The sequence below is a fragment of the Paenibacillus pabuli NBRC 13638 genome, assembly GCF_001514495.1.
In the GTDB taxonomy this organism is placed as follows: domain Bacteria; phylum Bacillota; class Bacilli; order Paenibacillales; family Paenibacillaceae; genus Paenibacillus; species Paenibacillus pabuli.
Genome location: NZ_BCNM01000007.1, coordinates 154,876 through 167,569, shown reverse-complemented (window position 1 = coordinate 167,569; position 12,694 = coordinate 154,876). Strand labels below are relative to the sequence as shown.

General features: G+C 52.8%; 6 protein-coding genes. 5 read left to right on the top strand and 1 reads right to left on the bottom strand.

Features of this window, described 5'->3' with window-relative positions:
- Positions 1 to 6: 6 nt before the first annotated feature.
- The 5 genes from dhbC to PPA03S_RS11825 all read left to right on the top strand — a co-directional run bounded on the left by dhbC (position 7) and on the right by PPA03S_RS11825 (position 11,581).
- Positions 7 to 1,341, top strand: coding sequence for an isochorismate synthase DhbC (gene dhbC / locus PPA03S_RS11845; RefSeq protein ID WP_062323026.1), 1,335 nt, complete (start codon positions 7 to 9; stop codon positions 1,339 to 1,341).
- 3 nt (positions 1,342 to 1,344) lie between these two features.
- Positions 1,345 to 2,958, top strand: coding sequence for a (2,3-dihydroxybenzoyl)adenylate synthase (locus PPA03S_RS11840; RefSeq protein WP_062323024.1), 1,614 nt, complete (start codon positions 1,345 to 1,347; stop codon positions 2,956 to 2,958).
- A gap of 79 nt (positions 2,959 to 3,037) precedes the next feature.
- Entirely contained in the window at positions 3,038 to 4,096 is a 1,059-nt protein-coding gene (locus PPA03S_RS11835) for an isochorismatase family protein (RefSeq protein WP_062323022.1), read from the top strand.
- Positions 4,093 to 11,331 (top strand): non-ribosomal peptide synthetase, encoded by a 7,239-nt coding sequence (locus tag PPA03S_RS11830; RefSeq protein WP_245683578.1) that lies wholly within the window; start codon positions 4,093 to 4,095, stop codon positions 11,329 to 11,331. The genes PPA03S_RS11835 and PPA03S_RS11830 overlap by 4 nt, the downstream gene beginning before the upstream one ends.
- Positions 11,332 to 11,344: 13 nt before the next feature.
- The gene (locus tag PPA03S_RS11825) at positions 11,345 to 11,581 is read left to right on the top strand and encodes an MbtH family protein (protein WP_062323020.1); all 237 of its coding nucleotides are present in this window, start codon (positions 11,345 to 11,347) and stop codon (positions 11,579 to 11,581) included.
- A gap of 345 nt (positions 11,582 to 11,926) precedes the next feature.
- Here the strand turns inward: PPA03S_RS11825 and PPA03S_RS11820 are convergent, their stop codons facing one another.
- A complete protein-coding gene (locus PPA03S_RS11820) occupies positions 11,927 to 12,622 on the bottom strand; it encodes a 4'-phosphopantetheinyl transferase family protein (protein ID WP_082704112.1) in 696 nt (231 codons plus the stop codon).
- Positions 12,623 to 12,694 lie beyond the last annotated feature (72 nt).

The following is a 12,694-nucleotide window of genomic DNA, read 5'->3' as shown; positions in this document are numbered from 1 at the left end:
ATAATCATGTCAAAAGCGGGTACGGTTGCTGCAACTTCCGCCTTACACCTTCTGGAGCAATATCGGGAGGGGGCGTCCTTTTTCTGGTCTTCACCGCAACATACCCTGTTAGCTCAAGGGGAACAGATTCGATGGTCTGCCATGGAGGGATCGGAAGGGAATACACCCGATTCCATGGGCGCGTTTAGTGTTACCGAACAGAAGCGTGATGAAGCCACGCAGCTTTTCATTAACCGGATGGAACATCTGATGGAAAAAGCGAGACGCTCGGGCCAAACGAAACCGATTGTGGTCGGCGCCATTCCGTTCGATCTGGTACATTCTTCTGCGGAGCTATTCGTGCCAGAGAAGATCCAATGGGCTGAACCGCTATCCCCGAATTCCAGGGCATTGGTGGAAAAACGTCCAGCCGCAGTGGGTTGTGAGGTGCGTGAAGAACCTGCCGGAGCCGTATTTCAGCAAAGCGTCAACAACGTTTTGATGGATCTGAATCAAGGTGATCTCCACAAAGTGGTGTTATCCCGTACACTGCATGTGACTTCACAGACGTTTGTGGACACACATCAGCTACTCCGTAATTTGTTCAGGGATAACACACATGGATATACTTTTGCTGTTCCGATGACGAAACTCTCTCCATCTAAATGCGATATAACAACGGATAAACGCGCTAATATTGAGCTGGGAAAAGAAACCTATCGGACTTATATCGGAGCGAGTCCCGAATTGCTGGTGACCCGGAAAGGGTCCAAAGTAAGAGCCAATCCACTCGCCGGGTCTGCTGCCCGGAGTGAAGATCCGGCTGAGGACCGCCGCCGAGCAGAAGCTCTGCTGGCCTCTGCGAAGGATCGGCATGAACACGCCGTAGTCATTGAGGCTGTGGCCGAAGCACTTCGTCCGCTGTGCAAGCATCTAACGATCCCGGCGGAGCCCTCTCTGGTCCAGACACGTACGATGTGGCACTTGTCTACCGACATTCATGGGGAATTGGCCAACACGGGCACATCGTCATTGGAGCTGGCATGTGCTCTACATCCTACACCCGCAATCTGTGGAACGCCTGTAAAGGCCGCTCGGGAAGCCATCCGAGAGCAGGAACCGTTTGAACGGGGATTATTCACCGGCATGGTGGGCTGGTGTGACAGTGAAGGTGACGGCGAGTGGGCTGTAACGATCCGATGTGCGGAAGTGGAAGGAAGAACGCTTAAACTGTTCGCTGGCGCGGGTATAGTTGCAGGTTCTACAGCAGAAGCGGAACTGGCAGAAACCTCAGCGAAATTCGGAACCATGCTGCTTGCGATGGGTTTGGATTCATCTGTGTCCAGTATGAAGGAGGAATGAACGATGCTGTCAGGATTTCAGGCCTGGCCTGAGGACGTTGCCGAACGTTACCGTCAGGAAGGCTGCTGGGAAGGAATTACGTTTGGAGAAATGCTCCGCCAGCGCGCTGAACTATATGGCAATCGGGTAGCAGTTGTCAGTGGTGAACAACAATTAACCTATGCGGAGCTGAACGACCGGGTGGATCGTCTGGCCGCTGGCTTATATGCCAAAGGAATACGACAGCATGATCGAGTCATTATCCAACTGCCCAATATTGCGGCGTTTATCGAGGTGTGTTTTGCCTTATTCCGCATTGGTGCACTCCCTGTATATGCACTTCCCTTACATCGGAAGAGCGAGGTTACGTATTTTGCCCGTTTCTCTGAGGCCGTAGCATACGTGATACCTGATCAGGATGGAGGGTTTGATTACCGCACGCTGGCAGAAGAGGTTCAGGCAGAGGTTCCAGGGCTTCGGCATGTATTCGTGGCGGGAGAAGCGGGGCGGTTTACGCCCTTGAAGGATGTTTATACAGCACCAGTCACACTGCCGGATGAGCCGGTTTCTTCGGACGTTGCTTTTCTACAGTTGTCTGGTGGAAGTACCGGGCTGTCCAAAATGATTCCCCGCACCCATGATGACTACATCTACAGTTTGCGGAGAAGTGTGGAAGTCTGCGGACTTACCCCAGAGAGTGTCTACCTGGCGGTTCTGCCTATAGCACATAACTATCCCATGAGCTCACCCGGCTTCCTGGGTACGCTGTATGCAGGTGGAACCATTGTACTGTCACGCGGGTCCAGCCCGGATGAAGCTTTTCCACTCATTATGCGCCATCAGGTGACCACAACGGCTCTTGTACCACCTCTTGCGCTCATATGGTTGAATGCGGCGGCTACCCGGGGGATTAAACTTCCCTCACTTGAGGTGCTTCAGGTTGGCGGAGCCAAATTCAGCGCGGAGGTGGCTGCACGTGTCCAACCCGTCCTGGGCTGCACCTTGCAGCAAGTATTCGGCATGGCGGAGGGGCTGGTGAACTACACTCGTCTGGATGATCCGCTGGATGTCATTGTTAACACTCAGGGCAAGCCGATGTCTCCGTATGACGAAGTACGAATTGTGGATGACGAGGACATGGATGTGGAACAGGGACAATCGGGGCATTTACTGACACGAGGTCCTTATACGATTCGTGGTTATTACAAGGCTGAGGAGCATAACGCCAGATCGTTTACCACGGACGGTTTCTATCGTACCGGAGATATTGCCAGTCTTACGGCTGATGGATATCTCGTAGTGGAAGGACGGGCGAAGGATCAGATCAACCGTGGCGGTGATAAGGTGGCAGCGGAGGAAGTGGAAAATCATCTGCTTGCCCATCCTGCCGTACATGATGCGGCATTGGTATCCATGCCGGATGAATATTTGGGTGAGCGTTCCTGTGCATTTATCGTGCCGAGCGGTGAAGCTCCGGCTGCTGCCGAAATCAAATCTTTTCTGCGTGATCGGGGTCTGGCTAGCTATAAAATACCGGATCGGATTGAGTTTGTGCAGTCTTTTCCCAAAACCCAAGTTGGCAAAGTAAGCAAAAAAGCGTTGCGCGAGATGATTATGGCTAAACAGCCCATATCCTGATTTGTTATTTCTGATAGATAGCATTACAGCGAAGTGATGAACATGATTGTGTTAAATACAGCTGAAAAGAGGGATATTCATGGCACTTCCAAAGATTCAACCCTATGCAATGCCTGTAGAGTCGGAGCTTCCCGACAATAAGGTAGCGTGGACGCCGGATGCGAAGCGCTCGGTACTCCTGATTCACGATATGCAGCAATATTTTATGAACGCCTTTACGGCAGGGCAATCCCCTGTTGTGGAGCTGATCGATCATATTACACAACTTCGCTCGACGTGCCATGAGCTTGGCATTCCGGTGATTTACTCTGCCCAGCCGGGCGGACAGACCCCGGAGCAGCGCGGGTTACAGCTGGACTTTTGGGGAGCGGGAATTGATGGAGGACCTGTGCAAAAAGAAATTATTGAAGCACTCAAACCCGCTTCGCAGGATACGTTCATGACCAAATGGCGATATAGCGCCTTCCAGAAAACAGAACTGTTCGAACTAATGCAGCGGGATGATCGCGATCAACTGATCGTCTGCGGCATTTATGCACATATCGGATGTCTGATGACCTCTTGCGAAGCCTTTATGAGAGACATTCAGGCGTTCCTGGTGGCAGATGCAGTAGCTGATTTTTCGGCAGAAAAACATCGAATGGCTCTAACTTACGCAGCAGAACGCTGTGCGGTGACACTGACAACCGGGCGTTTACTTGAATCGCTAAATGACTCTGCAGCAGACGGAGTTGGAGGAGCAGTAAAGTCCGATGCAGGTGAGCAAGGTGAGCAGGGTGAGCAATCCTATACTGCATCCGCTCATGTGGCTGGTTCAGAGGCTCGGCAGCAAACAGCATCCGCAGCAGAGAGGCTTCATGACGGAAATTATGGTGCTGACCAAGTGACATTGGAAGCATTGAGGAATCAGGTCGGAGAGATGCTCCGGGAGCAGCCTGCTCACATTGGAGAACACGATGATCTGATTCAGATCTGGGGACTGGATTCTATTCGCATGATGAGTCTGGCTGAGTGCTTTCGTGTGGAAGGAGCGGAGGTAACATTCGTGGATCTGGCGGAGCTGCCTACATTGGCTGCATGGGCAGCATTGCTGGGCAAGGGCAAAAATAAAGTCCTCCCGAACGGAGACTACTTTTGAGCGGGGCTGTGCATACGTCGCATAGTCGGAACACGGCTTGGCCCCTGTCCTCTGCCCAGTCCGGCATCTGGTTCGCTCAGCAGTTGAATCCGGACAATCCGATGTACAACACCGCCGAGTGTGTGGTCATCGAGGGTAGCGTAGACGCCAGACGATTCGAAGAAAGTGTGCGACAGACCGTTTCGGAAGCAGAATCGCTGAATATGATTTATGGCGAGAATGAACATGGTCCATGGCAGTCTTTGAACAGCAACCCGGATCATTGGACATTTCATGTCATCGACGTGAAGGAGGAACCGGAGCCCCACACAGCAGCACTGGCCTGGATGAAAAGGGATCTGGCCAATCCCGTCAATCTGGCGACAGGTCCACTTTTCACGGAGGCATTGTTCCAGGTAAGCCATGATTGTTATTACTGGTACCAGCGCATTCATCATATCGCAATCGATGGATACGGCGTTTCGCTGATTACCCGCAGGGTGGCGAGCCTTTACTCTGCAAGTGTAAGAGGAGAAGCTGTAAATCAAGTGCAGCAGGGGGCGTCGTTTGGCTCGTTGATGGCCGTTCTTCAGGAAGACGAGGCGTATCTTGCCTCAACGGACAAAGAGCAGGATCGTCAGTTCTGGATGGCCCGCTATGCAGACGAAACGGATGTTGTCAGTCTGGGGGATCGGGCTCCGCGAACATCTACCTATTTCCTGCGACAGAGCGGTCTGCTTACACCATCGCAGCGCGAGCAGATGCAGGCGGCAGCTGCAAGGATGGGTGTGACTTGGCCGGATTTGTTTGTAGCGGCAACGGCTATTTACGTACACCGAATGACAGGGGCGACCGATGTTGTGCTGGCCCTGCCTGTGATGTGCCGATTGGGATCAGCTTCTCTGCGGGTTCCGGGTATGGTCATGAATGTGCTTCCGCTGCGTCTCAACGTAAAGTCGGATCTGACCGTGTCAGAGCTGCTGAACCAGGTTGTGCAGGAGATTCGAGCGGTACGCAAGCATCAACGTTATCGGCACCAGGATCTGCGGCGTGATCTGAAGCTGCTTGGAGAGAATCGTCGTCTGTTCGGACCCATGATTAATGTCATGCCATTCCACCATGAGTTGAATTTTGCGGGGCAGCGGGGCATGATTCGCAACCTGTCCACGGGCCCGGTGGACGATCTGTCCATTCATGTCGTGGACCAGGGGCACGGTCATGGGCTGAGCATTGATTTTGATGCAAATCCGTCCATCTACCATGATTCCGAACTCCTGAACCATCAGCTGCGTTATATGCAGCTTCTGAACCAGATGATGCAGGAGGGGTGGGAGACGGCAACGGTGGGTCGTCTGGAATGGCTGCTCCCTTCTGAGCGTGAGCAAGTACTGGTGACATGGAATGGAACGGGAGAGGTGACGGTCGAAAGCAATTCGGCAGCTCGGTTTGAACAGCAGGTCCGCCGCACGCCTTCTGCGACGGCGCTGACATTCGAAGGGGAGTCGCTGACATATGCGGAGCTGAATGAACGGGCGAATCAGTTGGCTCATGAATTGATACAGCGATATCAGGCAGGACCGGAACAGCGAGTAGCCATTGCTCTGCCTCGTTCGCTAGAAGTGGTCATTGCTATTGTGGCTGTTCACAAAACAGGAGCTGCTTACCTGCCGCTTGACCCTGACTATCCCGAAGAGCGTCTGATCTACATGTTGGAGGATGCAAAGCCTGCTTGTGTGGTGACGGTAATGAGCCATGTTTCCAGTCTGCCGACAACATCCAATGTACCGGTGATAGTCATGGATGAACCGAATACTGCTGCGGCAGTGAGTCGCCAGCCTGGAAGTAATCCCGAAGATGATGACCTGACAAGTAAATCTTCTCTGCTCAATCCTTCGTATATTATTTACACTTCAGGTTCTACCGGTAAGCCCAAGGGCGTAGCCGTAACCCATCTGGGGCTGGCGAATCTGCTTGAGGATATGAAGACGAGATTACAAGTTGGTCCGCAGGACCACTGGCTGTCGGTGACTACGATTGCTTTTGACATATCCGTACTGGAGATATTCCTCCCGCTTACGACGGGGGCTCGGCTGGATATTGCCCACAAAGAGACGATTCTTGATCCGGCAGCTCTGGCTGGGAAGATGAGAGAACGGAGAACCACCATCATGCAGGCTACGCCTACGTTATGGCAGTCTTTGGTGACGAGCCGGCCAGGGCGATTCGATGGGTTAACCGTAATTACCGGAGGAGAGGCACTGACGGAAGAACTGAAGCTTTCTTTGCAGGAACTGGGGTGTCACGTCAATAACCAGTACGGCCCAACCGAGACGACCATTTATTCCACGGCGGCATCGTTGGAGGCAGGGGCGACGGGGAAACCGTCGATTGGAGGTCCGGTCCGCAACACGCAGCTATATGTGCTGGATCAAGGTTTGAAACCCGTACCTCCGGGTGCAGCAGGGGAGCTCTATATCGCAGGCGAGGGACTTGCACGCGGGTATTTGGGCAGGCCTGATCTCACCGCAGAACGCTTTGTAGCCAACCCCTTCGGTCAGCCAGGCAGTCGCATGTACCGTACAGGAGATTTGGCGAAATGGCTGCCGGATGGCTCTATCGATTATTTGGGTCGTGCAGATCACCAGATCAAAATTAGAGGTTTTCGGATCGAACTGGGCGAGATTGAATCGGTAATCTCCAGGTACCCTGGTGTAGCTCAGGTCACGGTCATGGCTCGCGAAGACCAGCCGGGAAACCAGCGACTGGCAGCGTACGTAGTGGGTGAGTCCGAACTTGAGAACTGTATGGATCTGGCAGAACTAAGAGCTTACGTGGCTGATGCGCTGCCGGATTACATGGTGCCTTCAGCATTTACGCTGCTGCCCGAGATGCCATTGACACCGAATAAAAAGATCGATCGCAGGCGGCTTCCTGTGCCTGCTTTGCTGTCAAACGCCAATGGACGGGAGGCGCGCACGCCACAGGAGGAAATACTATGCAGCCTGTTCGCTGAGATTCTTGGGGTTGCTCGTGTGGGCATTGACGATGATTTCTTTGAACTGGGCGGTCACTCCCTGCTGGCCGGACGAATTACAGCACGGATCCGTGATGTATTCAGTGCCGATCTGACCATTGGCAGTGTATTTGAAGCTCCAACCGCGGCAGGACTAGCCAAACGATTGGAACAGGCGAAATCGGTGAGACCTGTTATTCAGCCTGTTCCACGTCAGGGCGAGCTACCGCTCTCCTTTGCCCAGCGGAGATTGTGGTTCATGTATTGTCTGGAAGGCGCCAATCCGACGTATAATATTCCGCTGGTTGCCCGGATGGCCGGGAAGCTGGATGAGGTTGCTCTGGAGAACGCCATACAGGATATTGTAGATCGTCATGAGACACTGCGAACGTTGTATCCGCCTGAAATGGGTTCTGCGAGTCAGCATATTCTGAGTGCCGCTGAAGTCAACGTGAAATTGAATGTAAACACTGCTTGCGAGCAGGAGCTTCCCGAGCTTCTGACACAAGCGTCGCGCTACAGCTTCCAGCTCTCCACTGAACCGGGCATTCGTGCCGAGTTGTTCCGAACCGGTACGGATGAACATGTGCTGCTGCTGCTGCTCCATCATATTGCCGGGGATGGATGGTCATTGTCCCCGCTCATCCGCGATCTGTCAGAGGCTTATACGGCACGCTTGAGGGGGTCTGCCCCTGCCTGGGAGCCGCTTCGTATTCAATATGCCGACTATGCGGTATGGCAGGAGAGATTGCTGGGGGATGAGGGACAGCAGGACAGTCTGATGGCAAGACAGCTGGAATTCTGGACCAACCAGCTGGCCCATTTACCGGAGCAGGTTACGTTCCCTACGGATTACGCCCGACCAGTCGTGTCCAGTTATCGCGGAGGATCGGTGCCTTTTACGATCAGTCAACGTCTGCATGAGCAGTTGATCGTCATCGCACGTGAGAATAAAGTCAGCCTGTTCATGGTGCTGCACTCGGCATTGTCCCTGCTGCTTACCCGAATGGGGGCAGGAACGGATATCGCGATAGGAACACCGATTGCCGGACGGAGCGATGATGCGCTGGATGAAGTCGTCGGAATGTTCATCAACACCCTTGTACTGCGCACCGACACTTCAGGTGATCCAACATTCCGCGAGCTGCTGGCCCGTGTGCGGGAAGTCGATCTGGCTGCATATGAACATCAGGATCTGCCTTTTGAACGGTTGGTTGAAGTGTTAAATCCACCTCGATCCCGTTCCAAACATCCACTCTTCCAAGTGATGCTTGTGCTGCAAAATACACCGGATATTCGTCTTGATCTGCCGGGTATTGCTGCGGAAACCCGCATGCATGGTGTGGGTTCATCCAAATTTGATCTAACCCTTGAGCTGACAGAGCAGCGTGAGCATAACGGATCTCCAGGCGGAATTGAAGGTGTGCTGGAATATAGTGCGGATCTCTTCCGTGAATCGACTGCAGGCGAACTCGTGGTCCGATTGGTACAGGTGCTCGAAGATGCAGTGCAGCAGATGGATGAACGGATCAGCAGATTTCATGTCGTGACCCCGACAGAGCAGGCGCAGCTTGAAAAAGAAAGGTCCTTTATGCTGAGTAAAGATGCACAACTGACCATTGCCGAGCGCTTTGAAATACAGGCAGCAGCTCATCCGGAAGCGACTGCCATGACCTGTGGGGATATCGCCTTGAACTACAGGGAACTGAATGCGAGAGCCAATCAGCTTGCCAGATTACTGATTGCTCAGGGTGTGGGACCGGAACAAATGGTAGCGCTGGCCCTGCCTCGCTCCGTTGAAATGGTTGTGGGCATTCTCGCTGTGCTAAAAGCAGGGGCCGCTTATCTGCCGCTTGACCCCAATTATCCAGCAGACCGGTTGACACATATGCTGACAGATGCAGCACCAAAGGTGATGATAACGAATACAGAAGTATACGCCTTGCTTCCGCAAGTAGCGGAAATTCATTGTATTAATATGGACGATCCGCATACCCTACGGCAATTGGGAGGCATGGATGAACGAAATCCGGCAGACAGTGAACGTAACGGAAGGATAACCGAGCTGAGCCCAGCATACATGATCTATACATCGGGTTCGACAGGCAAGCCCAAAGGAGTCGTTATTCCGCATGCCAATGTCATCCGTTTATTGGATGCTACGCAGCACTGGTTTCATTTTGATGGGAATGATGTTTGGACCTTGTTCCATTCCTATGCCTTTGATTTCTCCGTCTGGGAAATCTGGGGACCGCTGCTGCATGGAGGGCGATTAGTCGTTGTTCCTTATGAGATCAGCCGTTCACCGGGAGCGTTCCTGCAATTGCTTGCTGAGCAAAAGGTGACCGTATTGAACCAGACGCCATCCGCATTCTACCAACTCATGCAGGCTGACCGAGAAAATCCGGTCTGGGGACAGCAGCTCGCACTCCGTTATGTCATTTTTGGAGGCGAGGCGCTGGAGCTTGGCCGCTTGGATGAATGGTATGAACGCCATGCGGATGATGCGCCAAAACTCATCAATATGTATGGCATCACCGAGACGACGGTTCATGTCAGCTACCAGGAACTCCATGCAGGCAGTTCTACGGAAGGCGCGAGCAGCTGGATTGGATGCGCCATACCGGATCTTCGGGTATATGTTCTGGATGATCACCTGGAGCCTGTACCGACAGGAGTAACTGGAGAGATGTATGTAGCCGGAGCAGGTCTGGCCCGTGGTTATTGGAATCGACCTGATCTTACAGCAGAGCGATTCGTTGCTGATCCATACGGTCCGGCAGGCACTCGTATGTACCGGACAGGAGATTTGGCGAAGCGTCTGCATGATGGCTCGCTCGATTATTTGGGCCGGGCGGATCAGCAGGTGAAAATACGGGGATTCCGTATTGAGCTTGGCGAGATTGAAGCGGTACTGGCAAGGCACTCAAGCGTGGCCCAGGCTGCTGTAATTGTCCGTGAAGACCAGCCGGGGGATAAACGTCTTGTCGCTTATATCGTTCCGGCTTCGGATACAGGGAAGGTACCGGAATCGACTGCTTTGCGTCGTCATGCGTCCGCCAGCCTTCCGGATTATATGGTCCCATCTGCGGTTGTAGCGATGGAGAGCCTGCCACTTACACCAAATGGCAAGCTCGATCGCAAGGCGCTACCCGCACCGGAAATGCAATTAACGACAGGTGGCAGAGCACCTCGCAACCCGCAGGAGGAGATCCTCTGTGATTTGTTTGCCGAAGTATTGGGAATGCGGAGTGTGAGTATCGACGACAGTTTCTTCGAACTGGGTGGCCATTCGCTGCTGGCTGTTCGCTTGATGAGTCGCATTCGTGAAGCGATGGGACGGGAGCCGGGCATCGGCATTTTGTTCGAAACAGCTACCGTAGCGGGGCTGGCGGAGCGACTGGAGATGGATTCCGATTCCGGGAAAAGCTCGCTTCAGGTGCTGCTGCCGCTCAGAACGCATGGGGAGCATCTGCCTATATTCTGTGTCCATCCGGCAGGAGGACTTAGCTGGTGTTACGCTGGGCTGATGAAACATCTGGGCATGGAGTATCCGCTCTATGGGTTGCAGGCCAGAGGAATTGCTGAGGTTGAGGAACTTCCGTCTACACTTGAAGATATGACGGCAGACTACATCCGCCATATCCGCTCGGTACAGCCTGAGGGGCCTTACCGCCTGCTGGGCTGGTCTCTCGGAGGCAACGTTGCGCAGGCTATGGCGGTACAGCTGCAATTGGAAGGGGAAGAAGTAGAGTTTCTCGCTATGCTGGATGCGTATCCGAGCCACTATCTGCCGATTCGCGGAGAGCCGGATGAGGAGGAAGCCTTAACGGCATTGCTTGCACTGGGCGGCTATGATCCGGACAGCATTGGGGATGGGCCGCTGGATATGGCAACGGCTATGCGCATATTGCGAAGTGAGGGCAGTGCGTTGGCAAGTTTGGACGAAGGAACGATCATGAAGCTGCGGAAGACCTATGAAAATTCCGTACGGATCTTGGGGGCCTACACGCCAACCCGATTCGAGGGGGATCTGATCTTCTTCCGTTCCACCATTATTCCGGACTGGTTCGACCCGATTGAACCGGAAATGTGGAATGCGTACATTGGAGGCCAATTGGAACGTCATGATATCGCTTGCCGTCACAAGGACCTCTGTCAGCCTGGGCCGCTGGAGGAAATCTGCCGAACACTGGCCGCCAAGCTGGAGAAGCTGAACAAGCGCGAAATTCAACATAAATAGGAGGAATAAGGCGATGAGCAACCCTTTTGAACATGAAGACAGCAATTATTTGGTGTTAATCAATGAGGAGGGCCAATACTCCCTTTGGCCGGCTTCCCTTACGGTACCCGCAGGCTGGACCATGATGCTTGGCAAAGCCAAGCGTCGGGTATGCCTCGATTACATCGCCGAGCAATGGACAGATCTGAAACCATTAAGCCTTTGTGATGAATTCGGCATGCCTGGAGCCGTTCATGAGACTAGCAGATAAAATCCGGTCTGAATCCTGAGCTCATTATCCGTATCGTCTACGTACTGGTGTGATGTTGAATGGGGCCATGAAAATGGAAAGGTCTTGAACGAAACACGGCGAACTATCAGTGACAAGCCCGGGATTCACCCTGTTGAACATGATATCCATTCGATCAGGAGTATGTGAATGCAGTGCATTAATGACAAAAATCCCTGGCGGGGTTCGCCAGGGATTTACCATTTTTCGGGTAGTTGCTAGTTTGAAAAATTTAAAGAGGAATCTAAAATATTTTAACTTCTATTTTGATTACGTTCGTTTCTGTGGCTATTGTTCAGCTGAAACAGATGCGTTGTAACCCCTCCTTCATTTTATTAATGCCTGATACAACTCTTCAATTGTGATGTAATCCGGCTGGACAGGTAATTCTTCACCTGTGGAGCAAGCTGCTAACATATGCTCGGGATCCAGTCGCAGGCTAAGGAATCGATAGGAGGCTGCTTCTGGTGAGTGCCAATCCCCGTCAGCATTGCGGATCATGGAGAATGAGTCAAGCGGCATGGATAGGCCCATGCCAACGGCCTTGATGTAGCTTTCCTTCAGCGTCCATAGACGGTAGAAGGTCTCCAGCTGCATCTCAGCGGGCTCCGCAGCGAGAAATTGGCTCTCCGTAAGCGAGAAGAAGCGTTCCGCAATCTTCATGTCGATCGGCGCTATTTTTTCCACATCCACACCCAGATCAGCGTCACCGCCAGAGATTAAAGCAATCCAATCACCAGAGTGTGAGACATTAAATTGAACATCAGCATAGTTACTGAGACTGAGGGAAGGCTTGCCGTATTGGTTACGGGTAAAGAAAAGCTCTACCGGCTTCAGGCCAGTCAACTGGCTTAGCGTCACACGGGTCAACAATTCACCCAGAACCGAGCGATACGCGTCCGCCAAATGTACAAAACGTGAAGCTTGTCCTCGTCTTTCCTCTGATACGTGCGACAGAAAAAGGTTCCAGTATGCCTCAGGCAATTCTCCCGGAACTTGCAGAACACAAATAGTTATCATCATTTATCACCTGACGATGTATTCGGCATCATTGGCAGACTTTCCTTTATATTCATTCCGTTTCTCGCGTCGTCC